This is a genomic window from Paraburkholderia sp. CNPSo 3274 (assembly GCF_024206475.1).
In the GTDB taxonomy this organism is placed as follows: domain Bacteria; phylum Pseudomonadota; class Gammaproteobacteria; order Burkholderiales; family Burkholderiaceae; genus Paraburkholderia.
This window is the reverse complement of the sequence record NZ_JAMBPR010000015.1, coordinates 115,533-139,238: the sequence shown is the minus strand read 5'-3', so window position 1 is coordinate 139,238 and position 23,706 is coordinate 115,533. Positions and strand designations below refer to the sequence as shown.

General features: G+C 66.0%; 18 protein-coding genes. 8 read left to right on the top strand and 10 right to left on the bottom strand.

Annotation, left to right across the window (positions count from 1 at the left end):
* The first annotated feature begins 231 nt into the window (after window positions 1-231).
* The 3 genes from dalD (at window position 232) to M3I54_RS13090 (ending at window position 4,233) form a co-directional block, all read left to right on the top strand.
* Window positions 232-1,638: a D-arabinitol 4-dehydrogenase gene (dalD, locus tag M3I54_RS13100; protein ID WP_254336447.1), complete on the top strand. Its 1,407-nt coding sequence runs from the start codon at window positions 232-234 to the stop codon at window positions 1,636-1,638.
* Between the two features lie 122 nt (window positions 1,639-1,760).
* Window positions 1,761-3,242: a xylulokinase gene (xylB, locus tag M3I54_RS13095; protein ID WP_254336445.1), complete on the top strand. Its 1,482-nt coding sequence runs from the start codon at window positions 1,761-1,763 to the stop codon at window positions 3,240-3,242.
* Between the two features lie 43 nt (window positions 3,243-3,285).
* Complete coding sequence (locus M3I54_RS13090) at window positions 3,286-4,233, top strand: sugar-binding transcriptional regulator (RefSeq protein ID WP_254336443.1); 948 nt, start codon at window positions 3,286-3,288, stop codon at window positions 4,231-4,233.
* A gap of 134 nt (window positions 4,234-4,367) precedes the next feature.
* On the opposite strand, the gene M3I54_RS13085 is transcribed toward M3I54_RS13090, so the two are convergent.
* Genes M3I54_RS13085 through M3I54_RS13070 form a run of 4 tightly spaced genes read right to left on the bottom strand, consistent with a single transcriptional unit; the run spans window position 4,368 to window position 7,970 of the window.
* The gene (locus M3I54_RS13085) at window positions 4,368-5,477 is read right to left on the bottom strand and encodes an ABC transporter ATP-binding protein (RefSeq protein ID WP_254336441.1); all 1,110 of its coding nucleotides are present in this window, start codon (window positions 5,475-5,477) and stop codon (window positions 4,368-4,370) included.
* Window positions 5,478-5,506: 29 nt separating this feature from the next.
* Complete coding sequence (locus tag M3I54_RS13080; protein WP_254336439.1) at window positions 5,507-6,193, bottom strand: HAD family phosphatase; 687 nt, start codon at window positions 6,191-6,193, stop codon at window positions 5,507-5,509.
* Between the two features lie 11 nt (window positions 6,194-6,204).
* Window positions 6,205-7,074 carry a carbohydrate ABC transporter permease gene (locus tag M3I54_RS13075; protein WP_254336437.1) on the bottom strand — a complete coding sequence of 290 codons (870 nt, stop codon included), beginning with the start codon at window positions 7,072-7,074 and terminating at the stop codon, window positions 6,205-6,207.
* Window positions 7,071-7,970 (bottom strand): carbohydrate ABC transporter permease, encoded by a 900-nt coding sequence (locus M3I54_RS13070; protein ID WP_254336435.1) that lies wholly within the window; start codon window positions 7,968-7,970, stop codon window positions 7,071-7,073. Before M3I54_RS13070 ends, M3I54_RS13075 begins: the two co-directional genes overlap by 4 nt.
* A 43-nt stretch (window positions 7,971-8,013) precedes the next feature.
* Here M3I54_RS13070 and M3I54_RS44865 point away from each other — a divergent pair, with 43 nt between their 5' ends.
* The gene (locus M3I54_RS44865) at window positions 8,014-8,148 is read left to right on the top strand and encodes a hypothetical protein (RefSeq protein WP_302058942.1); all 135 of its coding nucleotides are present in this window, start codon (window positions 8,014-8,016) and stop codon (window positions 8,146-8,148) included.
* Between the two features lie 10 nt (window positions 8,149-8,158).
* Here M3I54_RS44865 and M3I54_RS13065 read toward each other — a convergent pair whose 3' ends face one another.
* Window positions 8,159-9,493: a sugar ABC transporter substrate-binding protein gene (locus M3I54_RS13065; RefSeq protein WP_254336433.1), complete on the bottom strand. Its 1,335-nt coding sequence runs from the start codon at window positions 9,491-9,493 to the stop codon at window positions 8,159-8,161.
* A 73-nt stretch (window positions 9,494-9,566) separates the two neighbouring features.
* Window positions 9,567-10,370 (bottom strand): L-iditol 2-dehydrogenase, encoded by an 804-nt coding sequence (locus tag M3I54_RS13060; protein WP_254336431.1) that lies wholly within the window; start codon window positions 10,368-10,370, stop codon window positions 9,567-9,569.
* Between the two features lie 328 nt (window positions 10,371-10,698).
* Between M3I54_RS13060 and M3I54_RS13055 the strand changes: the two genes are divergently transcribed.
* From M3I54_RS13055 to M3I54_RS13045, 3 genes are read left to right on the top strand one after another with little or no spacing between them, the layout of a single operon-like run.
* The gene (locus M3I54_RS13055; RefSeq protein ID WP_254336429.1) at window positions 10,699-11,670 is read left to right on the top strand and encodes a metal ABC transporter solute-binding protein; all 972 of its coding nucleotides are present in this window, start codon (window positions 10,699-10,701) and stop codon (window positions 11,668-11,670) included.
* Window positions 11,671-11,694: 24 nt separating this feature from the next.
* Window positions 11,695-12,666, top strand: a complete 972-nt coding sequence (locus tag M3I54_RS13050) for an ABC transporter ATP-binding protein (protein WP_254336427.1) — start codon at window positions 11,695-11,697, stop codon at window positions 12,664-12,666.
* Entirely contained in the window at window positions 12,659-13,441 is a 783-nt protein-coding gene (locus M3I54_RS13045) for a metal ABC transporter permease (RefSeq protein WP_028205927.1), read from the top strand. Before M3I54_RS13050 ends, M3I54_RS13045 begins: the two co-directional genes overlap by 8 nt.
* A gap of 202 nt (window positions 13,442-13,643) precedes the next feature.
* Here the strand turns inward: M3I54_RS13045 and M3I54_RS13040 are convergent, their stop codons facing one another.
* Window positions 13,644-15,122, bottom strand: coding sequence for a xylulokinase (locus M3I54_RS13040; RefSeq protein WP_254336425.1), 1,479 nt, complete (start codon window positions 15,120-15,122; stop codon window positions 13,644-13,646).
* 609 nt (window positions 15,123-15,731) lie between these two features.
* Between M3I54_RS13040 and M3I54_RS13035 the strand changes: the two genes are divergently transcribed.
* Window positions 15,732-17,186 carry a nucleobase:cation symporter-2 family protein gene (locus M3I54_RS13035; protein WP_254336423.1) on the top strand — a complete coding sequence of 485 codons (1,455 nt, stop codon included), beginning with the start codon at window positions 15,732-15,734 and terminating at the stop codon, window positions 17,184-17,186.
* Window positions 17,187-17,402: 216 nt separating this feature from the next.
* Here the strand turns inward: M3I54_RS13035 and M3I54_RS13030 are convergent, their stop codons facing one another.
* The 3 genes from M3I54_RS13030 to M3I54_RS13020 are packed head-to-tail and all read right to left on the bottom strand — an operon-like array spanning window position 17,403 to window position 23,472.
* The gene (locus tag M3I54_RS13030) at window positions 17,403-18,938 is read right to left on the bottom strand and encodes an efflux transporter outer membrane subunit (protein ID WP_254336421.1); all 1,536 of its coding nucleotides are present in this window, start codon (window positions 18,936-18,938) and stop codon (window positions 17,403-17,405) included.
* A 1-nt stretch (window position 18,939) separates the two neighbouring features.
* Window positions 18,940-22,194 carry an efflux RND transporter permease subunit gene (locus tag M3I54_RS13025; protein WP_254336419.1) on the bottom strand — a complete coding sequence of 1,085 codons (3,255 nt, stop codon included), beginning with the start codon at window positions 22,192-22,194 and terminating at the stop codon, window positions 18,940-18,942.
* 15 nt (window positions 22,195-22,209) lie between these two features.
* Complete coding sequence (locus M3I54_RS13020; RefSeq protein WP_254336417.1) at window positions 22,210-23,472, bottom strand: efflux RND transporter periplasmic adaptor subunit; 1,263 nt, start codon at window positions 23,470-23,472, stop codon at window positions 22,210-22,212.
* Window positions 23,473-23,706 lie beyond the last annotated feature (234 nt).

Sequence of the window (23,706 nt, the reverse complement as noted above, 5' to 3'; positions counted from 1 at the left end):
CCCTTCCCCCGCTGTCTCCTCCCGGGCGCTTTGTGCGCCACAACATCCCGGCTTGGCCAGCAGGTGGCTCACGTCCGTCCGCCGCACGCGCACCATCCGCCGCCGCAGCGTGCCACCGAAAACCGCCGTCGCCCGCTTGACTTTCGATCGACCGAATACGATCATTCGTTCATCACTAGAGCAATTGCTCAGGCCTGAGCCGATCGGCCGCTTTGAGTAAGGAGACACCGAATGAACACCGAACGCAGCAATGCGAACGTGATCCTGCATATCGGCGCCGGGTCGTTTCACCGGGCGCATCAGGCCTGGTACCTGCATCGCGTGAACCTCACGCGCAAGCCCGACGAGGCCGCATGGTCGCTCACCGTCGGCAACATCCGCTCCGACATGAACGCCGTGATGGACGCGCTGGCCGCGCAGAACGGCGCCTACACGCTCGAAACGGTCACGCCGCAAGGCGAGCGCGCTTACGAGACGATCCGCTCGATCACGCGCGTGCTGCCGTGGTCCGCCGATCTCGCGAGCCTGATCGACGCAGGCGCCGACTCGAACTGCAAGATCGTCGCGTTCACGGTGACCGAAGGCGGGTATTACCTCGACGAGCACGACCGCCTCGACACCGCGAACCCCGACCTCGCCGCCGATCTCAACGGCGGCCGCACGACGATTTACGGCGCGCTCGCCGCGATCCTCGAAGCGCGCATGGCGCGCGACGGCGGTCCCGTCACGCTGCAGACCTGCGACAACCTGCGCAGCAACGGCAAGCGCTTTCACGCGGGCATGCGGGAGTTCCTCGCGCTGCGCGGCGCAATGGATTTGCGCGACTGGTTCGACGCGAACACGGCGTGCCCCGACTCCATGGTCGACCGCATTACGCCGCGCCCCACGGCCGACGTGCGCGAGCGAGTGAAAGCGGCGACCGGCGTGGACGACGCCTGCCCGGTGATGGGCGAGGCGTTCATCCAGTGGGTGATCGAGGATCACTTCTGCGCGGGGCGGCCCGCCTGGGAGCGCGCAGGCGCGGAGATGGTCGAATCGGTAATGCCCTACGAGGAAGCGAAGATCCGCATCCTCAACGCCACGCACAGCTGCATTGCGTGGGCGGGCACGCTCGTCGGGCTCGACTTCATCCACGAAGGCACCCACGACGCGGACATCCGCACCTTCGCGCGCGAGTACGTGAGCGAAGACGTGATTCCCTGCCTCACTCCCAGCCCGCTCGATCTCACAAAATATCGCGACGTCGTGCTCGAACGCTTCAGCAATCCGTACATCCAGGACACGAACCAGCGCGTGGCCGCCGACGGCTACTCGAAGATCCCCGGCTTCATCGCGCCCACGCTCGCGCAACGCATCGCCGCGGGCGCGACGCCCGCCGCCACGGCCATGCTGCCCGCGCTCTTCCTGCGCTTTCTGGAACGCTGGCACAAGGGCACGCTGCCCTACCGCTACCAGGACGGCGTGATGGACGAAGCCGACGTGCATCGCATGTTCGACAACGGCGACCCCGTCTCGACGTTTCTCGGCGACAAGCTGCTGTGGGGCGGCCTCGCCGGCAACCCGACACTGGGCGGCGCGGTGCGTGGCGCGCTCACGCGCGTCGACGCGTGGCTCGCCTCACGCGGTTGCAGCGTTTGAAGCAACACCGCGGTCTGATTCGTCACGCCCGCGCCACGCGCGCCCTCCGGGTCGGCGCGCATGGCGTCGTGCCCGGCGCGCGGCTAAAGTAGCGCAACTCTCATCACGACTACAGCGCGCCTATGTATCTCGGCATCGACCTCGGCACCTCCGAAGTGAAAGTCCTGCTGCTCGCGCCCGACGGCCGCGTGATCGGCACTGCCGGCACGCCCTTCGTCGTCTCGCGCCCCCACCCGCGCTGGTCCGAGCAGAATCCCGCCGACTGGTGGGACGGCACGCGCCGCGCGCTCGCCGCGCTGCGCGAGGCGCATCCGCACGAATTCGCGCAGGTGCGCGGCATCGGCCTTTCCGGGCAGATGCACGGCGCCGTGCTGCTCGACGCGCACGACAACGTATTGCGTCCCGCGATCCTCTGGAATGACATGCGCGCGGTGGACGAATGCGCCGAGCTGACCGCGCGCGCGCCGCAACTGCATCGCATTGCGGGCAATCTCGCCATGCCGGGCTTCACCGCGCCCAAGCTGCTGTGGGTCGCGCGCCACGAGCCGCAGATCTTTCGCGAAACGGCCTTTGTGCTGCTGCCGAAGGACTATTTGCGCCTGCAACTCACCGGCGGCAAGGTCTCCGATCCGTCGGATGCCGCGGGTACGCTCTGGCTCGACGTGGCCAAACGCGACTGGTCCGACGCACTGCTCGACGCCTGCAACATGACGCGCGCGCAAATGCCTGCGCTCGCCGAAGGCAGCGCGCCCTCCGGTACGCTCCTGCCCGCGCTCGCGCGCGAATTCGGTCTGCGCGAGGACGTGGTCGTGGCGGCGGGTGGCGGCGACAACGCGACGAGCGCCATCGGTATCGGCGCCACGCAGCCCGGCGACGGCTTCGTCTCGCTCGGCACCTCGGGCGTGCTTTGCGTGGTAGGCGACCGCTTCCGGCCGAATCCCGCTTCCGCCGTGCATGCGTTCTGCCACGCGATTCCGGACCGCTGGCACCAGATGAGCGTCGTGCTTTCGGCGGCAAGCTGCCTGCGCTGGGTCTGCAAGCTCACGGGCACGAACGAACCTACGCTGCTCGCCGAAGTCGAGCAGCTCAGCGCGCCAACCCTCGCCGAAGCCCCGCTCTTCCTGCCGTATCTCTCGGGCGAGCGCACGCCGCACAACGACCCGTATGCGCAGGGCGTGTTCTTCGGCATGACGCACGCGACCGACCGCGCGCTGCTCGGCTACGCCGTGCTCGAAGGCGTGACCCTCGCGCTCACCGACGGACTCGACGCGCTCGCGGCCGCGGGCACCGAAGTGGGTGCGCTGTCGATGCTGGGCGGCGGCGCGCGCAGCGGCTACTGGGCGCAACTGGTTGCGGACGCATTCAACACGCCCACGCGCCAGCACGGCGGCGGCGAGACGGGCGCGGCGCTCGGCGCGGCGCGCCTTGGCTGGCTCGCGGCGGGCGGCGACGCGCGCGACGTGCTGACCAAGCCGCCCGTGGTGGCCGAGTACACGCCGGACACCGCGCGCCACGCGGCACTGCGCGAGCGGCTCAACGCCTACCGCGCGCTGTACCGCCATGTGCGCCCGCTCTTCGAGCCCTCGCGCGAGCGCCTCGCGTAACGCGTGCAGTACACTTCCGCCCCGAATTCCCCCGACGACCACCGTGCCCAAGTCCACCGAAAAACTCGATCTCGCGACCCGCGCCGCCTGGCTCTATTACGTGGCCGGCAACACCCAGAACGAAATCGCCGAGAAGCTGCAGGTGTCGCGCCCGGTTGCGCAGCGCCTCGTCGCGTTCGCGGTCGAGAAGAACCTCATTCGCGTGCGCGTCGATCATCGTCTCGCCGATTGTCTCGCGCTCGCCGACGCGCTATCGAAGCGCTACGGCCTTTCGGTCTGCGAAGTGGTGCCCGTGGACAACGACACGCCGGAGGAGATCGACCGCAAGCTCGCGGTCGCGGGCGCGCAGGTGATGGAGCGCTACCTGAGCGAAGAGCGGCCGATGGTGGTGGCCGTGAGCAGCGGACGTACGCTCAAGGCCGCTGTCGATCAGATCGCGCAACTGGAGCGGCCGCAGCATCGGCTGGTTTCGATGGTGGGTGCAATCGCGCAGGATGGCTCGTCGAACCGCTACGACGTCGCGCTGCATATCTCCGAGAAGACGGGTGGCAAGCACTTTCTGCTGCCCGCGCCGCTCATCGCGGATAACGAGGCCGAGCGCGCGCAATGGTGCAATCACCGGCTCTATCGCATCGTCGAATCGCTTTCGGGCGAGGCCGATGTCGCGTTCGTCGGCATCGGCAACATCGGCGAGCATTGCCCGCTGCATGAGGACGGCTTCATTACCTCCGACGAAGTGCGCGAACTGATGGGCCAGGGCGCCGTGGCCGAAATGCTCGGCCTGCCGATCGACGCCGCTGGCAAGCGCGTCGATTCACCCACGGGCCGACGCGTGACGAGCGTGTACCTCGATTCGCCGCCGCGCCGCCCCACCATCGGCTTCGCCGGCGGCGCGCGCAAGCGCGAAGCGGTGATCGCGGCGCTCAACGGCGGCTGGCTCTCCGGGCTCGTCACCGACGAGCTGTGCGCACGCGCCGCAATCGAACGCTGACGCCTTCGCTACGCCACACGCCCAAGGCAAAAAAACGCCCGCACGAAGCGGGCTCACAAAGGCAACCTCCGGTACCTCGCCACACAGAACACCGCCTCACCCTGCGAGGCGGTGCGTCCAGCAAGCCAGTGAAATCACGCAGCCAGTTGCTGCGCAAAGCGACGCTCGAACGCGAGGCCGTCCGCACCGAAGAGATGGCAATGATCGGCCGTCGAGCCGACCTTGAACGCCTCGCCGCGCTCGTGCCGCTCCAGCGGCGGAATGCGCGCGATCAGGCCATCGGGCGCAACCGGGCATTCGGCGTAAAGGTAAGCAGCGTCGCCGAGCGACTCGACCGCCATCGCCTTCGCGCTCACGCCTTCCGCGCCCGCCATGATGTGCAGATGCTCGGGGCGGATGCCCACCGTCACCTTGTCGCCCTCACGCGCGTTGCCAGGCTCGACGGCCACCTTCTGCGTATCGCCCGTTTCGTAGCGAACAACGATGCCGTCGCTGCCGATCTGCTGCACCGTGCCGTCGAGGAAATTCATCTTCGGCGAGCCGATGAAGCCCGCCACGAAGCGATTCGCCGGCGCGTGATACAGACGGTTCGGACTGCCGACCTGTTCGACATTGCCCGCCGAGAGCACGACGATCTTGTCGGCGAGCGTCATCGCTTCGACCTGATCGTGCGTCACGTAGATCATCGTCGTCTTGAGTTCGTCGTGCAGGCGCGCAAATTCGAGGCGCATCTTCACGCGCAGCGCGGCGTCGAGGTTCGAGAGCGGTTCGTCGAACAGGAACACCTTCGGCTTGCGCGTGATCGCACGCCCGATCGCCACGCGCTGACGCTGGCCGCCCGAGAGCTGCTTCGGCTTGCGGTCGAGCAGATGGTCGATGTGCAGAATCTTCGCGGCGTTCTTCACGGCAGCGTCGATTTCGGGCTTCTTCGCGCCCGCGAGCTTGAGGCCGAACGCCATGTTGTCGTAGAGCGTCATGTGCGGATACAGCGCGTACGACTGGAACACCATCGCAATGCCGCGCTTGGCCGGCGGCACGTCGTTCATGCGCGTGCCGTCGATCATCAGGTCGCCGCCGCTGATGTCTTCGAGCCCCGCGATCATGCGCATGAGCGTGGTCTTGCCGCAGCCGCTCGGGCCCACGAACACGACGAACTCGCCGTCGCCGATGTCGAGGTTCACGTCGCGCAGCACTTCGTTGTCGTCGTAGCGCTTCAGTACGTCTCTGAGGATCACGCTTGCCATGATGTGTCTCCGTTGCTATGCAAACCGGTTTAGTTCGAACGCGTTTGCGCCTTGTTCATCCAATGCGCCACCCGCGCGGGCAGCGTCGTCATGTCGTCGAAGATTTCGATTGCACCCGCTTCGCGCAACTCGTGCGCGTGCGCGTCGCCGCCCACGTGCGTGCCGCCCACGAACCCGAGCACCGTCATGCCAGCCGCGCGCGCTGCGTTCACACCCGTCACGCTGTCCTCGACCACGAGGCACACAGCGGGCGAGACATCCATGCCCTGCGCCGCCGCGAGATAGACGTCGGGCGCGGGCTTCGGTCGAGCGACGATATCCGCGCAGTACACACGCTCGCCAAAGAAGCGATCGAGTCCGTTGCGCGCCAGCACCTCGCGCACCACCGCCGTGTAGCTGTTGCTCGCGCAGGCCTTGGTGAGCGTCACGGCTTCCAGCGCCGCCACGACGCCCGGGAAAAGCGGTGCCTCGCGAGCTTGCACTTCTGCGACCACGCGGATCGCGTCGACGTCGGCGGCGGTGAGGCTGCGCCCGAGCGCTTCGCCCGCGCCGCCCAGCACGCGCTCGATACGCTGGCCGAGCAGCGGCATGACGACGGGCGCCGCGTCCACGCCGGGCCAGCGCGCTTCGAGTTCGCGCACCAGCACACGGGCCGCCACGGCTTCGCTGTCGATCAGCACGCCGTCGCAATCGCAGATCAGGGCTTGAATGGGCATCGCATTTGCCATTACTTGACTGCCCCGAAGGTAAGGCCACGCACCAGTTGCTTCTGCGAAAGCCAGCCGACGATCAGCACCGGCGCGACCGCGAGCAGCGACGCTGCGGAGAGCTTCGCCCAGAACAGCCCCTCGGGACTAGAGTACGACGCAATGAATACAGTGAGCGGCGCAGCGTTCGAACTGGAAAGGTTGATGCTCCAGAACGCTTCGTTCCACGAAAGAATGATCAACAGCAGCGCGGTGGATGCGAGCCCCGGCACCGCCATCGGCATGAGCAGATAAACGATTTCCTGCCAGGTGGCCGCGCCGTCCATGCGTCCGGCCTCGAGAATGTCGCGCGGAATCTCGTTGAAGTACGTGTACGCCATCCACACTGCAATCGGCAGATTGATGAGCGTATAGACGATCACGAGCCCGGTCACGGTGTCGAGCAGCCCGGAGTTCTTCCACAGCAGATAGATCGGCACGAGCACGCCCACCGACGGCATCATCTTCGTGGAGAGCATCCACAGCAGGACCTTCTGCGTGCGCTGGGTCGGGAAGAACGCCATCGCGTAGGCCGCGGGCACGGCGAGGATCAGGCAGACGATCGTCACGCCGCCCGAGATCAGCACCGAATTCCACGCGAACGCGAAGTAATTGCTGCGCGCAAACACCTCTCTGAAGCTGTCGAGCGTCGGCAGGAAGAAGATCGTCGGTATATAGGCCTGCTGCTCGGTCTTGAACGCCGTGATCGTCATCCAGAAGATCGGGAAGAACAGCGCGATGGCGATCAGCCAGGCGAGCAGCCCCGGCAGCACGCGGCCGATGAACTGCAACGGCGAGGCGTGATTGACCGCGTGGGGCGATTGCGCAGGCGTAGCGGTAATCTGGCTCATTTTTCGTACTCCCCTTTGAGGTTGCGCGCGAGCATGCGCACGAGGAAGAACGACACGATGTTCGCCAGCACGACGGCGAGAATGCCGCCAGCCGAAGCGATACCCACGTCGAACTGCTGCAGGCCCATCGAGTAGATCAGGTAAGTGAGGTTGGTGGTCGCGTTGCCGGGACCGCCGCCCGTGGTCGTGTAGATTTCGGCGAAGATCGAGAGCAGGAAGATGGTTTCCATCATCACGACAACGGCAATCGCGCGCCGCAGGTGCGGCAGCGTGATGTAGAAGAACAACGCGATGGGGCCCGCGCCGTCGATCTTCGCGGCTTCCTTCTGCTCCTGGTCGAGCGACTGGATCGCCGTGAAGAGAATGAGGAACGCGAACGGCAGCCACTGCCACGCCACGATCATGATGACCGCGGTGAGCGGATAGACGGCGAACCAGTCGATCGGCGTCATGCCCATGGCGCGCATGGCGATGGCCACGAGGCCGTACACCGGATGCAGGATCATGTTCTTCCAGATCAGCGCGCTCACCGTGGGCATCACGAAGAACGGCGCGATGGCGAACAGGCGCGCCACGCCCTGGCCGATGAACTTGCGGTCGAACAACACCGCCATCAGCACGCCGCCGACCACGGTGATCACGAGCACCGCCACGATCAGCTCGATGGTGTGCACGATCGACGGCACGAACGAGGGATCGGTGGCGAGGAACCTGTAGTTGTCGAAGCCCGCGAAACCCTTGAGGTCAGGGTTCAGCAGGTTGTATCGCGTGAACGAATACCAGATCGTCATCGCGAGCGGGATCGTCATCCACACTAGCAGCACCGCGACGGACGGCGACACGAGCCAGCGTGAGGCCGTGCGGCGAGATTCGACCTGCTGCGGTTTCTGTGGCATGCGCGCTCGATTGAATATAGGCATGGGGAGATGGAGATGACGCATGAGGACCACCCTTCTCGGTTGCGCGCCAGCGTGGGACACGGCGCGGCATCGGCTTCGCGAGGGTGCGCGCCGCGCCGGGCGGCCCGGCGCGCGCTCGCGCTACTACGCTAGCTGCCTGAACATCGCAGCCTGACTTCTCGCAGTTACTTCTGATACCCGGCTTGCGCCACCGCGCGGTTGGCAGCGGCATTACCCGCGGTGAGCGCCTGATCGACGCTCATCTGTCCCGCCACGGCGCCCGCAACGCTCTGGCCCACGACCGTCCCGAACGACTGGAACTCAGGAACACCGACGAACTGGATACCGGTGTACGGCGCCGGCTTCGCGGTCGGATGATTCGGATCGGCGGTCTGGATCGCCTTGAGCACGAAGTCGGAGAACGGCGCGGCCTTCTTGTACTCGGGATTCTGATACGTCGAAATCCGCGTGCCCGACGGCACCGAGGCCCAGCCCTCGTCCTGCGCGACCATCTGGACGTACTCTTTCGACGTGGCCCATTCGATGAACTTCTTCGCGGCGTCCTGCGACTTCGACGACTTCGGCACCGCAAGCGCCCACGACCACAGCCAGTGCGCGCCATTGGGCGTGACTTCGGTCGGCGCAGCCGCGAAGCCGATCTTGTCGGCCACCTGCGACTGCTGCTTGTTGTAGAGAATGCCGGCCGCGACCGTCGCGTCGATCCACATCGCGCACTTGCCTGAGGACATCAGCGTGAGGTTTTCGTTGAAGCCGTTCGAGCTTGCTCCCGGAGGGCCGTCCTTCTTCAGCATATCGACATAGAAGTTCACGGCCTTCTTCCACTCGGGCGAGGTGAGCTGCGCCTGCCACTTTTCGTCGAACCAGCGGCCGCCGAACGTGTTGGCGACCGTCGTCACGTACGCCATGTTCTCGCCCCAGCCGGCCTTGCCGCGCAGGCAGATGCCATACGTGCCGGCGGACTTGTCGGTGAGCTTGTCGGCGAAGTCCCTGATCTGGTCATAGGTCGGCTGCTCGGGCATCTTGAGGCCCTTCTTGTCGAACAGGTCCTTGCGGTAATACGTCATCGAGCTTTCGACGTAGAACGGCAGAGCGTAAAGCGTGCCGTTGTACGAGAGGCCATCGCGCGCGGTCTTCACCACGTCGTCGAGGTCGTAGCTCGCGGGCAGGTTCGTCATCGGCACGATCCAGCCGCGCTTGCCCCATTGCGGCGCCTCGTAGGTGCCGATCATCATCACGTCGAACTGGCCGCTGTTGGTCGTGATGTCGGTGGTCGCGCGCTGGCGCAGCACGTTTTCTTCGAGAATCACCCAGTTCAGCTTGATGCCCGGATTGGCCTTCTCGAACGCCGGCGAGAGCTTCTTCAGCTCGATCATGTCCGGGTTGTTCAACATGGCGATCGTGACGCTCTGCGCGTGAGCCGCGCTCGCCGCGGCGACGAGTGCACCCGCACTCACCGCTCGACTTATGCACTTTGCGGCGGTCTTCATTGCTGGCTTCATGACGTTGTCTCCTTGTTCGTTGCGTTATGTCTTGCTGCTGTCGTGATGCGTTGTGCAGGGGTTGCGGGAAAGGTCAGCTCATCCAGTTTCCGCCGTCGACGTTGAGGGTCTGCGCGGTGATGTAATCGGCGTCGGCGGAGGCGAGAAAGAGCGCGGCGCCCGTGAGATCCGCGGGCAAGCCCATGCGGCCGAGCGGTACGGCCTCGCCCACGAGGCGCTTCTTCTCGCCGGGCGGACGATGCTCGTAGCGTGCGAAGAGCGCGTCGACCTGTTCCCACATGGGCGTGTCGACCACGCCCGGCGCGATGCCGTTCACGTTGATACGATGGGGCGCCAGCGCAAGCGCCGCCGACTGCGTGTAGCTCAGCACGGCGGCCTTGGTTGCGCAGTAGTGGGAGACGAGCGCTTCGCCGCGGCGGCCCGCCTGCGAGGACATGTTGATGATCTTGCCGCCCTGGCCCTGCTCGACCATGCGGCGCGCCACGGCCTGCATGAGGAAGAACATGCCCTTCACGTTCACCGCAAAGAGGCGGTCGTACACGTCCCAGGATTCGTCGAGGAGCGGGCACATGTCGAAGAGCGCCGCGTTGTTGAAGAGGATGTCGATGCGGCCAAAGCGGTCGAACGCACTGAGCACGATGCGATCGATGTCCTCACGGCGGGTGACGTCCGCGGAGATCGCGAGCACACGCTCAGGGTACGCGGCGGCAAGCGCTGGGGCGACGGACTCGGCGCCCTTCACGTCGACGAGCACGCAGCGCGCGCCTTCGTCCAGATAGCGCTGCGCGACCGCCTCGCCAATCCCGCTCGCCGCGCCAGTCAGCACGGCTACCTTGTCCTGCAAACGTCCTGCCGCCGGGGTCGCGGTGTGTGCCACAGGTTGTCTCCAATATCGTTCGTGCGGGGCGCGCCCGGCAGGCACTCCAGAGGAGCATCTGAGCGATCGCCCGACATGTGAGCATTTGCTCTGTCGTTGATCGAATGATCGGATACGAGTAGGAGACTGTCAAGGCGAACGAACGTGATTGGACGAGATTTCGATGGTGCGACGCGCAAGCCTCGACAGGCTATCGCCCGCAGCTCCGGCCCCTGACCGGATGACGAGCTGGCTCGCCAATCGAAGTGATACGTTATATCATCTCGCCTTCGCGACGCCGACGCGCCCGCGCCCGCTTGCAGGCTCCCCTATAGAAAAGGATAGAACCATGATCACGTTCAGCCGCGCCAACTGCACACCCCGGCCTGCCCCAACAGGCACGCGCCGTAGTGACACGCTCGCGCGCTTCGCGGCCGGGCTTGCGCTCGCGCTGGGCACCGCGTTCGGCGGCGCGAGCGCGGCCCTGGCGGCGCAGGCTGGCAGCGCCAGCCTTCCCGTTGTTGCGGCGGAGAACTTCTACGGCGACGTCGTCAAACAGATCGGCGGCAATTACGTGGACGTCACGAGCATCCTGAGCAACCCCGACCAGGACCCGCACCTCTTCGAGGCCAGCCCGAAGACCGCCCGCGCGCTCCAGAATGCGCGCGTAGTGGTGTACAACGGCGCGGATTACGACCCATGGATGACAAAGCTGCTCGGCGCCACCGGCGCTGGCAAAAGCGGCAACAACCGCACGGTGATCGTCGCGGCGGACCTCGTCGGCAAGAAAGCGGGCGACAATCCGCACCTCTGGTACGACCCAAAGACCATGCCTGCTGTGGCGCGCGCCGTGAGCGCCGCGCTCGGCGCGGCGGACCCCGCGCACAAGAGCGTGTACGATGCCAACCTGGCGACGTTCCTCGCCTCGCTGCAACCGGTCGACGCCAAGGTCGCGGCGCTGCGCGCGCGCTACCAGGGGCAGCCCGTCACGGCCACGGAGCCGGTGTTCGGCTATATGTCGGATGCGATCGGCCTCGACATGCGCAACCTGCGCTTCCAGCTCGCGACGATGAACGACACCGAGGCGAGCGCCTCGGACATCGCCGCGTTCGAGCGCGATCTGCGCGAGCGCCGCGTGCGCGTGCTGATCTATAACAGCCAGGCGACCGAGGCGCTCACGCGGCGCATGCTGGCGCTGGCGAAGCAGTCAAAGGTGCCGTCCGTGAGCGTGACCGAGACGGAGCCGGCCGGCGTGAACTTCCAGCAATGGATGCTCGCGCAGCTCGACTCGCTCGACAAGGCGCTTGCAGGGCAACACTAATCGTATTCAGCAAGGACAGACGTCATGACCGGGGCCCGGCCTTCGCCCACCGATATCGCTTCCCAGCAAACTGGACAGCACAACGGCACGCACCGCGCGCCCGCCCCTGTGCTCACGCTAGCGGGCGTGACGCTGACGCTCGGCGACCGCACGATCCTGCACGACGCGAACTTCGCGGTGAACCAGGGCGAATTCATCGGCGTGCTCGGGCCGAACGGCGCGGGCAAGACCACGCTCATGCGTGCGATTCTCGGCCTCGTGCCGGCCTCGCACGGCGCGATCCGCGTCCTGGGCGAGCCGGTCGCGCGTGGCAACGCGAAAATCGGCTACATGCCGCAAACGCGCACGGCGCTCGCGAGCCGCCGCGTGCGCGGCCGCGACTTCGTGGCCATGGCCGCCGACGGCCACCGCTGGGGCCTGCCGCGCGCCGACGCCGCCACGCGTGCCGACGTTGCGCGCGTGCTCGATCTCGTGGGTGCGACCGCGCTTGCCGATCGCCCGCTTTCGGAGCTTTCGGGCGGCGAGCGCCAGCGCCTGCTGCTCGCGCAATGCCTGCTCGGCGACCCCAAGCTGCTGCTGCTCGACGAGCCGCTCATCAGCCTCGACCCCAACCACCAGCGCGGTGTGGTCGAACTCGTGCGCCGCGTGCAGCGCGAGCTTGGCATCGCGGTGCTGTTCTCCGCGCACGAGCTGAACCCGCTCCTCAACGCGCTCGACCGCGTGCTCTATCTCGGCAACGGCGTGGCCGCGCTCGGCAGCGTGGATGAAGTCATCACTGCGCCCGTGCTCTCGCGCCTCTACGGCTCGCCTATCGAAGTGATGCGCATGAAGGGCCGCATCTTCGTGATGTCGGGCGACGTGGAAGTCGAAAAGCACGACCACGAGCATGAGCACGACCATGGCCATGACCGTGGCGGCCACGGCCACGCGCACGATCACGGTCACGCCCACGGCAACAACAACGACAACACACACGGCCACACGCACGATGCTTGAATACGATTTCATGGTGAACGCCTTCGCGGCGTCGGGCATCGTCGCGGTGCTCGCGGGCGTGGTGGGCTATTTCCTCGTGATGCGCGGTCAGACGTTCGCTGGCCACGCGCTCTCGCACGTGGGTTTCACGGGCGCGACGGGCGCCGTGCTGCTAGGCGTTTCGCCGATGTGGGGCATGGTGGGCTTCACGCTCGCCGCCGGCGTTTCAATGGGCGCGCTCGGCGAAAAGCTCGCGGGCCGCGATGTCGCGATCGGCGTGATTCTTTCGCTCGCGCTCGGCTTCGGCCTGCTGTTTCTGCACTTCTTCACGTCGTATGCAACGCAGGTCACGGCGCTGCTGTTCGGCAACGTCCTCGGCGTGAACCGCGAGACGCTCGGCGTGCTTGCCGCCCTCGCCGTGGCGAGCCTGGCGGCGCTGGCCGCCATCATGCGGCCGCTGCTATTCGCCTCGCTGCAGCCCGAACTCGCCGAAGCGAAGGGCGTGTCGCTGCGCGCGGTCTCGATGCTGTTCCTCGCCATTGCCGCGCTCGCCGTGGCCGCGTGCACGCAAATCGTCGGCGTGCTGCTCGTCTTCACGCTGATGGTCGGCCCGGCCGCCGCCGCGCAGAATCTCACCACGCGCCTGTCCACCGGCCTCGTGCTCGCGGCGCTGCTCGCGCTCGTGCAGGCGTGGCTCGGCGTGACGCTCGCGTTCTACACCGACTGGCCCACCAGCTTCTGGATCACCGCGCTCGCCGCGCTCGTCTACGGCGCGAGTCTGATCGGGCGTCGCTAGCAAATTGCGCGCGCAATGAAAAAGGCGTTGCCCCTCGCGGTGGCAACGCCTTTTCTACTTTTACGCCTCTCTCAGTAGAGAACGACCGAGCGAATCGACTTTCGAGTGCCTGACGCATCACCTTCGTGCTGCCGATGCATTCGAACGCATAGTCGGCGCCGCCATCGGTCAGTTGGACGATCGGTGATGTCGACATGCCTTATCACGATGCCGGTGCAAACCAGGTCCGGACGCGGCCATACAGATCGATGAAGCGCGCATAGCGCTGCGCGAGCGCGGCGTCCTCGCGCGGCGACGCCACCCGCGTCGCGGCCGGCGCAAGCGCCGCGAGGTCGCTCATGCGCCAGTGTCCGCAGGCGAGGCCGCCCAGCATCGCGGCGCCGCGCGCCGCTGCGTTCGGGCAGTCGATCGCGTAGAGGTCCGCGGCGAGCGTGTCGGCGAGCAACTGCCGCCAGCGCGCGTCCACGGAGCCGCCGCCGGCGAGCTTGAGCGTCGGCACACTGCGCGCATCTCGCGCGCCTTCATCGGCAACTTCGTGGGTGCTGCGCACGGCGTCGAGGCCCGCGCGCAACGCGAACGCGACGCCCTCGAACGCGGCGCGCATGAGCGTGCCGCGCGAGTCGCCAAGGGACGCGCCCAGCCAGCCGCCGCGCGCCGCAGGGTCGAGCCACGGAGAGCGTTCCCCGCTCAGGTAAGGCAGGAACGCGAGCGTCGCCGATGGCGGCACGGCGAACGCATCCGCGTAAGCCGGCGCCCAGTCGTAGGCCAGCCAGCCGCGTGCCGCTTCTAGCGCCACGCCCACGTTCTGCATGGCGGCCATGGTGTACCAGCCGCCCGTCGCCGAGCGGTAGCGATGCAGCCCGCGCCGCGCGGGTGGCTCGCTGCGCGTGGTCACGACGATCTGTCCGCCTGTGCCCGTCGTGAGGAGCGCGTCGCCTTCGTCGGCCAGGCCGCTGCCGAACGCGGCGCAAGGCGTGTCGCCCGCGCCCGTCGCGAGCACGATGCCGGCGGGCAGCCCGAGCGCCTGTGCAGCCGCTGCGCTTAGTGTGCCGCTCGCTTCATAAGATGCAGCAAGCGGCGCGAACCAGTGCGAAGCCAAACCAAGGCGCTCGATCAGCGCGAAGTCCCACGCGCCATCGGGTGCGGCGAGCGCGGTCGCGCAGGCGTCCGAAGGATCGGCTTTGAACTCGCCACCCAGCGCCACGCGCAGCCAGTCTTTCGGTTGCAGCGCCCAGCGCGCGGCTTTCGCGACTTGCGGCTCGTGCTGCACGACCCATCGCAGCAGCGGCCCCGCCATGCCGGGCGCAACGGGGTTGGGCTGCGGATGCTCGGGGTCGTCGGGCCACGCTTCGAGCAGCGCATGCGCTCGCGTATCGGGCCAGAGCATTGCGGGGCGCAACGCGCGGCCCGCTTCGTCGGTGAGCACGACGCCATGCATTTGTCCGGAAAAGCCGATTCCACGCACCGCGGCGCGCTCGCCCTCGGGCAGTCGCGCGCAGGCCGCGACGAGCGCGTCCCACCAGCGATCCACGGCGATCTCGGCCCAGCCGGGCTGCGGTGTTTCGAGCGCGTAGGCCACGCTCGCGGCGGCGCGCTCGATGCCGTCGCCATCGATGATGCCAAGCTTGAGTGAACCGGTGCCGAGGTCGATGCCGAGAAAACGCGTCTGCGATGGGTTCATGGGAAACAATGTGCGAGGTGTGTGAGGACGGGAAAAACCATCATACCGGCGTGATACCCGGCGAGATGCACGGTGCGAAATGCACGTTAAGTGTGGTTTTCACACCTGCTGCGAACCCGCGCGAAACACAGCCGATTTCGCCGCGAAAAACGCCCATTCGCGGGTTAACCCGATGGGTGTACGCGCAATGCGAAATGGCTCACATTGCGCATCCGGAATAGAGATCATAAAGGCGCGGCCATATGTGACATGGCCCGCTGAGTATCGCGGGCCTGCGCTCGACGCACCCGCACACGCGCCGTCACGGTGCAGTACCACCGCGCCCGCGCCGCAACGCCCACCGCGCGAAGGCGCTGAACCGCCGGAAACAGGGGACTTCCCGCCTTGCGCCGCCACACGCGCGGTCCGAATTGGCGTCAGGCGTTGCCGCCATGAAGCCGCCGCGCGCGCCCCACGCGCACTGATCGCACGCTTATGTCGCCTGGCCATTCCTATGGGTGCATATCGTCGCCGGAAAGCACGGAATAGTCCCCAGCGGTCTTGTTGCAAATTTTCTTACCGCATACCTTGGAGGCCATATCCTTAAACAAAGAGACGGAGACAGACGACATGCAAGCCAAGGGCATTGAGGACCAGGCCGCCCAGCGGTCTGGCCAGAAACAGGTCCACCCCTGCGACGAGCGCCTGCCGTTCAGCCAGTTGCTGACACTCGGCATCCAGCACGTGCTCGTGATGTACGCAGGTGCGGTCGCCGTGCCGCTCATCGTCGGCGGCGCGATCGGGCTGCCGAAGGAGCAAGTCGCCTTCCTCATCAGCGCCGACCTGTTCGCCTGCGGCATCGCCACGCTGATCCAGACGCTCGGCCTGTGGATCTTCGGCATCCGCCTGCCCGTGATCATGGGCTGCACGTTCGCCTCGGTGGGCCCGATGATCGCCATCGGCACCAATCCGTCGCTCGGCCTTCTCGACATTTTCGGCTCGACCATCGCGGCGGGCGCGATCGGCATCGTGATCGCGCCGATGATCGGCAAGCTGCTGCGCTTCTTCCCGCCTGTCGTGGTGGGCACCGTGATCGCGGTGATCGGCCTCTCGCTCATGGAAGTGGGCATCAACTGGGCCGCGGGGGGCGTGGGCAACCCCGACTACGGCAACCCCATCTACCTAGGCCTCTCGCTCCTCGTGCTGATGCTGATCCTGCTCATCAACAAGTTCGGGCGCGGCTTCATCGCCAATATCTCGGTGCTGCTTGGCATAGTCGCGGGCTTTGCGATCGCGCTCGCACTCGGTCGCGTGAACCTTGAAGGCATGGCTAGCGCGCCGTGGGTCGGCATCGTCATGCCGTTCCACTTCGGCATGCCCCGGTTCCACATCCTGCCGATCGCAACGATGGTGATCGTGATGTTCGTGACCTTCATCGAATCGACGGGCATGTTCCTCGCCGTGGGCGACATGGTCGAGCGCCCCGTCGATCAGGCCACGCTCGTGCGCGGCCTGCGCGTGGACGGTCTTGGCACGCTGATCGGCGGCATTTTCAACTCGTTCCCGCATACATCGTTCTCGCAGAACGTGGGCCTCATTGGCGTGACGGGCGTGAAGAGCCGTTATGTGTGCGCGATGGGCGGCGTGATTCTCGTGCTGCTCGGCCTCTTCCCGAAGATGGCGCAGATGGTCGCCTCAGTGCCCGCCTTCGTGCTGGGCGGCGCAGGCATCGTGATGTTCGGCATGGTGGCGGCGAACGGCATCAAGGTGCTATCGCGCGTGGACTTCGTGAAGAATCAGCACAACCTCTTCATCGTGGCCGTGAGCGTGGGTTTCGGCCTCGTGCCGGTGGTGTCGCCGCACTTCTTCGCCAAGCTGCCGCCCGCGCTTTCGCCTCTGCTCCATAGCGGCATCCTGCTCGCTTCGGTTTCGGCGGTGGTGCTGAACCTGATCTTCAACGGTGCGAAGAGCGAGAAAGCCGCCGAGCGCGCCATCCGCCGCGCCGGGCACGATCTCGAAGGCCGTCCCGACGCGGAGCAGGCGCCGGATACGGGCCACGAAATGCCGCGCTCGGCCGCGCACTGAGTTAATCGCACCGAGTTTGAACGTACTGAGTTGACGCGAGAGGTACCCCGCTCACAGGTGTCCATCTAAACACACATGCGGGCGGGGTCTTTTGCTGGTTCGGCGCCATGGGAAACCATGGCGCCTTTTTTGTGCCCGGTTTTTTAGCCTCTAACGTGCAAAAAAACGCCACGGGGTCCCGTGGCGTTCTCGCTTCTGATCCAGAAGTCCGGAGCGCTACCCCGCCGTCGCAGCCGATGCCGCCACCGGCGCGCTGGCCGCACCGTAATCGGCCGGCGCATCGGGCTCACGCGGCGTCTCGCCTGCGTGCTCGATCCAGCCGCCGCCCAACGCGCGATAGAGATCGACGAGGTTGGTCAGACGCGCAAGCCGTGCCGTGACAAGCGACGTTTGCGCCGTGTACAGGCTGGTCTGCGCGGCCAGCACCGGCAGATAGCTGTCCACGCCGTTCTTGTAGCGCAGTTCCGAAAGCGTGAGCGAGCGCTGGTTCGCAAACGTGCTGCGCTCGAGCGCAGCGATCTGCTCGTCGTAGGTGCCACGAGCAGCCAGGCCGTCAGCCACTTCGCGGAACGCCGACTGGATCGACTTCTCGTAGCTGGCGATTTCGATGCGCTTCTCGACATTCGCGAGTTGCAGGTTCGCGACGTTCGAACCGCCTTCGAAGATCGGCAGCGTGATCTGCGGCACGAAACTCCAGGCCGCCGTGCCCGCCTTGAAGAGCCCGCCAAGCGACAGGCTTTCGGTGCCGAACGCCGCCGTGAGCGAGATCTTCGGGAAGAACGCCGCACGTGCCGCGCCGATGTTGGCGTTGGCCGCTAGCAGCGTTTCTTCGGCCTGCATGATGTCCGGACGGCGCGTGAGCAGATCCGAAGGCAGGCCTGCCGGAATGTCGTTGAGCAGGGCCTGGCCGTCGAGCGGCAGGCCGTGCGGCAGATCCGCCGGCAGCGGCTCGCCAATCAGCAGCACGAGCGCATTCTCGGCCTGGGCCCGCGCCCTGAGTTGCGCCTGCATGTTGGCCTGCGCGTTCTCGACCACGGTCTGCGCCTGGCGCAGATCGAGTTCGGTGCCGGTGCCCGTTTCGAACTGCGCCTTCGTGATGTTGTACGAGTTCTGCGCCGTCGCGAGCGTTTCCTGCGTGACCTTCAGCAGGTCGTCGTCGGAGAGCATGGTCAAGTACTGGTCCGCGACTTCCGACACCAGCGTGATCTCGGCCGACTTGCGCGCATACGCCGTGGAGAGGTACTGCGCCAACGCCTGATCCTTCAGGCTGCGGATGCGCCCCCAGAAGTCGATTTCCCACGACGCCTGCACGCCCACGTTGTAGACGCTGTACGGATTATTCACCGTGGTCTGAAAGTTCCTCGGCACGCGCGTGCGCGTGTCCGAAGCCACACCGTTGATCGCCGGGAACAGCTCGGCGCGCGTGATTTGATACTGCGCGCGCGCCGCCTCGACGTTGAGCACCGAGACGCGCAGGTCGCGGTTGTTCTTCAGTGCGATGTCCACGAGCTGCTGCAGGCGCGGATCGACGAAGAACTCGCGCCAGCCGATGTCGGTGGCCGCGGCGCCATTGGCGCTGGGGGCAGCCTGGCCGTTCTGGCCATTCGCGCCCGCAGCAACGGGCTGCGTCGCGTACACGCCGCCTTGCGGGAAGCTCTGCGACACCGGCGCTTCAGGCCGGTGGTACCAGGGCTCCATCGTGCAACCCGCGAGGAGCGCGGCGGCCACTGCAATTACGGATAGTTTATGCATCTCAATGTCCTTCCTTGCCCGGGCCGTCGCCGTTGCCACCTTCGCCGCCACCCTGACCACCAGCGCCACCACCATTCGCGCCGTTGTCTTCGTCATGGTCGTGCGCGTGGTGCTCTTCGTAGTGCGCAAGCGCCGTGTCCGCGTCTTCTTTCTCGCCGGCGAACTTCGCGCGAATCACCACGAAGAACATCGGGATCATGAAGATCGCGAGGAACGTGGCCGTGATCATGCCGCCGATCACGCCCGTGCCGATGGCGTGCTGCGAAGCCGAACCCGCGCCGTTACTGATCGCGAGCGGCAGCACGCCGAGAATGAACGCCATCGACGTCATGAGAATCGGCCGCAGACGCAGTCGCGAAGCTTCGAGCGCCGCCTCAATCGGTCCCATCTTCCCTTCGGCCTGCAGGTCGCGCGCGAACTCCACGATCAGAATCGCGTTCTTCGCCGAAAGACCCACAGTGGTCAACAGACCCACCTGGAAGAACACGTCGTTCTCGAGGCCGCGCAAGGTCACCGCCAGCAGTGCGCCGAGCACGCCGAGCGGCACCACCATGATGACCGCGAACGGAATCGACCAGCTTTCATACAGCGCCGCGAGACACAGGAACACGACGAGGATCGAGATGCCGTACAGAATCGGCGCCTGCGAGCCCGACTGGCGCTCCTGGTACGACAGGCCCGTCCATTCGTAGCCGATACCCGCGGGCAGCTTCGTCGCGATCTGCTCCATGGCCGTCATTGCCTGGCCGGTCGACTTGCCCTGTCCTGCCTGACCCTGGATTTCCACCGCGGAAATGCCGTTGTAGCGTTCGAGCTTCGGCGAACCGAAGGTCCAGCGGCCTTTCGCGACCGAGCCGAACGGCGCCATCCCACCCGCACTGTTGCGCACGTACCAGAGGTTCATGTCCTCCGGCGTCATGCGGAACGGCGCATCGGCCATCACGTACACCTTCTTGATACGGCCATCCGTATCGAGGAAGTTGTTCACGTATGCCGACGCCCAGGCGATCGAGAAGGTCTGGTCGACCGCAGCCGCCGTCACACCGAGTGCCTCGGCCTTTTCACGGTCGATATCCACCGTGAACTGCGGCGTGTCGTTCAGGCCGTTCGGGCGCACGACGGCGAGCGTCGGATCCTTCGCCGCCATACCGAGCAGCATGTTGCGCGCTTCCATCAGTTTCTCGTGGCCGAGACCGCCGCGGTCCTGCAGTTCGAAGTCGAAGCCCGACGCGGTGCCGAGTTCAGGAATCGAAGGCGGATTCACCGGGAACACCATCGCGTCCTTGTAGCCCGCGTAGTGCATGAACATGCGCCGCACCAGCGCCTGGACCTTCTGGTCCGCGTGCTGACGCTGCTTGTAGTCCTTCATCCGCACGAACACGAGACCCGAGTTCTGGCCACGGCCCGCGAAGCTGAAGCCGTTCACCGTGAACACCGACTCGACGATGCTGCCTTCGTCCTTGAGCAGCCAGTTCTGGATGTTGGCGAGCGTGCGTGCCGTCGTTTCCTGGGTCGAGCCCACCGGCGTCTGCACGATCACGAACATCGTGCCTTGGTCCTCATCGGGCAGGAACGACTTCGGCAAGCGCACGAACAGCATGCCCACCGCGACGATCACCGCGAGATAGATGATGAGCCAGCGGCCTGAGCGCTTGATCACGTGGTACACGCCGGAGTGATACTTGTCGCGGCTCGTCTCGAACGTGCGGTTGAACCAGCCGAAGAAGCCCTTCTTCTCTTCGTGATGACCCTTCGGAATCGGCTTGAGGATGGTCGCGCACAACGCCGGCGTGAGAATCAGCGCGACGAGCACGGACAGCACCATCGCCGCCACGATCGTGAGCGAGAACTGCCGGTAGATGGCGCCAACCGAGCCGCCCGAGAACGCCACCGGCACGAACACCGCGGAGAGCACGAGCGCCACGCCCACCAGTGCGCCGGTGATCTGGCCCATGGCCTTGCGCGTGGCTTCCTTCGGCCCCAGGCCCTCCTCCACCATCACCCGCTCGACGTTCTCCACGACCACGATCGCGTCGTCCACCAGCAGGCCGATGGCGAGCACGAGGCCGAACATCGACAGCGTGTTGATCGAGAAGCCCACAATTGCCATGATCGCAAACGTACCCAGCAGCACCACCGGCACCGCGATCGTCGGAATCAACGTCGCGCGCAGGTTCTGCAGGAACAGGTACATCACGAGGAACACCAGCACGATGCCTTCCAGCAGCGTCTTGATCACTTCCTCGATCGACAGGCGCACGAACGGCGTCGTGTCGTACGGGTACTTCACGACGAGACCGTGCGGGAAGTACTTCGAGAGGTCGTCGATCTTCTGGCGCACGAGCTTCGCGGTCTGCAGCGCGTTGGCGCCCGTCGCGAGCTGAATGCCCAGACCGGCCGTCGGCGACCCGTTGTACTTCGTGTCGAAGTTGTAGTTTTCGCCGCCCAGACCAATACGCGCCACGTCCCTCAGGCGCACCTGCGAGCCGTCCTGGTTCACCTTCAGCAGGATGTTGCCGAACTGCTCAGGCGTCTGCAGCAGCGTCGATTCGGTGATGGTCGCCTGGAACGACTGCCCCGCCACCGCCGGCGTGCCGCCCAGCTGGCCGCCCGCGATCTGCACGTTCTGCGCGGTGATCGCCGCTGTGACGTCGGTTGGCGTTAGCTGGAAGTTCGTGAGCTTGTTTGGATCGAGCCACACGCGCATCGCGTACTGCGAGCCGAACAGCGTGACCGTACCCACACCGTCGATACGGCTGACCGGGTCTTTCACGTTCGACGCCACGTAGTTCGCGAGGTCGTACTTGGTCATGCTGCCGTCTTCGGACACGAACGCGAGCACGAGCAGGAAGCTGCTGCTCGATTTCGTGACGCTGATACCGAGCTGCTGCACCACCTGCGGCAGAATCGGCGTGGCGAGCTGCAGCTTGTTCTGCACCTGCACCTGCGCGATGTCCGGGTTGGTGCCCGCGGCGAACGTCAGCGTAATCGTGGCCGTGCCCGAGTCATCGGAAGTCGACGAGATATACAGCAGGTGGTCGAGACCGCTCATCTGCTGCTCGATCACCTGCGTGACCGTGTTTTCCACCGTCTTGGCCGACGCGCCCGGATAGTTCGCGCTGATCTGGATGGAAGGCGGCGCGATGGTCGGATACTGCGCGACCGGCAGCGTGAACACCGAGGCCACGCCCGCCAGCATCAGGATGATGGCGATCACCCATGCAAAGATTGGGCGATCAATGAAGAACTTTGCCATGAAGCGGGCTCCCGTTTATTGCGCTGCGGAGGCGGCAGGCGCAGCCGAGGCACCCTTCGGACCCGATGCGACGCTGGCAGCGTTCGCATAGCCCGAAGCGGTCGCCATGTCGGCCGAAGGCGCGCCCGGCGGCGGCGGCGGCGGCAGTTGCGCCGCGACAGGCTTGACCTGCGCACCCGGCTTGACCTTGTCGGTGCCTTGCACGATCACGCGGTCGCCAGCCTGCAGGCCGCTCTCCACGACCCAGTCCTGGCCCTGCGCACCCGACAAGACGATCGGATGCGGCACGACCTTGTTGTCCTTGTCGACGACGAGCACCGACGCCTGGCCCTTCTGGTCGTGCTGCACGCCCACCTGCGGCACGAGGAACGCGTTGTTGTTGATGCCTTCCTCGATGCGCGCGCGCACGAACATGCCCGGCAGCAGCACACGGTCGGCGTTCGGGAAGAGCGCGCGAACCGTCACCGAGCCGGTGGTCTGGTCGACCGTGACGTCGCTGAACTGGAGCTTGCCCTTCTGCGCGTACACGCGGCCGTCTTCGAGCACGAGCGAGACCTTCGCGGCATTCGGCCCGTTGGTCGACAGGCGGCCCTCCTGAATCGCGCGGCGCAGCTTCAGGCCGTCGAGGCTCGATTGCGTCACGTCGACGTACATCGGGTCGAGCTGCTGAACCGTCGACATGAGCGTCGCGGCGCTCGCTTGCACGTAGGCGCCCGGCGTGACCTGCGAGATGCCGACCTGGCCCGTGACCGGCGAAACGACGTCGGTGTACCCGAGGTTGATCTGCGCCGTATCGACGGCGGCCTTGCCGGCGGCGACGTCCGCTGCCGCCTGGCCCTGCGCGGAAACGGCGTTGTCGTAGTCCTGCTTGCTCACCGCGTTGGCCTGCACCAGCACCTTGTAGCGCGAAACCAGAGCGTTCTGCGTAACCAGGTTGGCCTGCGCCTTGGCGAGCGTGGCCTTGGCGTTGTTGAGCGCAGCGATATACGGCGCGGGGTCGATCTTGTAGAGCCGTTGACCGGCCTTGACGATCGCGCCTTCGATGAACTCGCGGCGCAGGACGATGCCGTCCACCCGTGCGCGCACTTGCGCGACGAGGAACGCATTGGTGCGGCCGGGAAGCTCGGAGACGACCGGCACGGCCGTCGGCTGAACGGTAACGACACCCACTTCGGGGGTTTGCGGCGGCGGCGCAGACTGCTTTTGCCCGCAGGCTGCAAGCACGATGGCAGCCGTCGCGGCACTGATTAGGCGGAATGGAACCCGTTCGACGCGCATGGAGCGACCTCTGTCTATAACTGACAATAAAAGCGTGCGGCGTCCTGCAACGAGGAGGACGACCACGCACGCCAGCATCTGGCAAATACCTGACGGATAAACCCGGTACTTCTTCTAGAAAGGCGCGTTCCGGTCTGCACATCCGTCCGGGCGATACTGCCGCGCGCCGCCGCGAGAGGCGTCGCGCATTGGGGTTTCTACGACTACTTGGCCAAGGACGGATATTAACCGGAC

Excerpts from the sequence above, each read along its gene's own strand:
- M3I54_RS13070 (WP_254336435.1), bottom strand. The coding sequence starts at position 7,970 with ATGCCACAGAAACCGCAGCAGGTCGAATCTCGCCGCACGGCCTCACGC.
- M3I54_RS13040 (WP_254336425.1), bottom strand. The coding sequence starts at position 15,122 with ATGAACCCATCGCAGACGCGTTTTCTCGGCATCGACCTCGGCACCGGT.
- M3I54_RS13080 (WP_254336439.1), bottom strand. The coding sequence starts at position 6,193 with ATGCCCATTCAAGCCCTGATCTGCGATTGCGACGGCGTGCTGATCGAC.
- M3I54_RS13085 (WP_254336441.1), bottom strand. The coding sequence starts at position 5,477 with ATGGCAAGCGTGATCCTCAGAGACGTACTGAAGCGCTACGACGACAAC.
- dalD (WP_254336447.1), top strand. The coding sequence starts at position 232 with ATGAACACCGAACGCAGCAATGCGAACGTGATCCTGCATATCGGCGCC.
- M3I54_RS44865 (WP_302058942.1), top strand. The coding sequence starts at position 8,014 with ATGAGGACCACCCTTCTCGGTTGCGCGCCAGCGTGGGACACGGCGCGG.
- M3I54_RS13050 (WP_254336427.1), top strand. The coding sequence starts at position 11,695 with ATGACCGGGGCCCGGCCTTCGCCCACCGATATCGCTTCCCAGCAAACT.
- xylB (WP_254336445.1), top strand. The coding sequence starts at position 1,761 with ATGTATCTCGGCATCGACCTCGGCACCTCCGAAGTGAAAGTCCTGCTG.
- M3I54_RS13025 (WP_254336419.1), bottom strand. The coding sequence starts at position 22,194 with ATGGCAAAGTTCTTCATTGATCGCCCAATCTTTGCATGGGTGATCGCC.
- M3I54_RS13020 (WP_254336417.1), bottom strand. The coding sequence starts at position 23,472 with ATGCGCGTCGAACGGGTTCCATTCCGCCTAATCAGTGCCGCGACGGCT.
- M3I54_RS13065 (WP_254336433.1), bottom strand. The coding sequence starts at position 9,493 with ATGAAGCCAGCAATGAAGACCGCCGCAAAGTGCATAAGTCGAGCGGTG.
- M3I54_RS13075 (WP_254336437.1), bottom strand. The coding sequence starts at position 7,074 with ATGAGCCAGATTACCGCTACGCCTGCGCAATCGCCCCACGCGGTCAAT.
- M3I54_RS13035 (WP_254336423.1), top strand. The coding sequence starts at position 15,732 with ATGCAAGCCAAGGGCATTGAGGACCAGGCCGCCCAGCGGTCTGGCCAG.
- M3I54_RS13055 (WP_254336429.1), top strand. The coding sequence starts at position 10,699 with ATGATCACGTTCAGCCGCGCCAACTGCACACCCCGGCCTGCCCCAACA.
- M3I54_RS13030 (WP_254336421.1), bottom strand. The coding sequence starts at position 18,938 with ATGCATAAACTATCCGTAATTGCAGTGGCCGCCGCGCTCCTCGCGGGT.
- M3I54_RS13045 (WP_028205927.1), top strand. The coding sequence starts at position 12,659 with ATGCTTGAATACGATTTCATGGTGAACGCCTTCGCGGCGTCGGGCATC.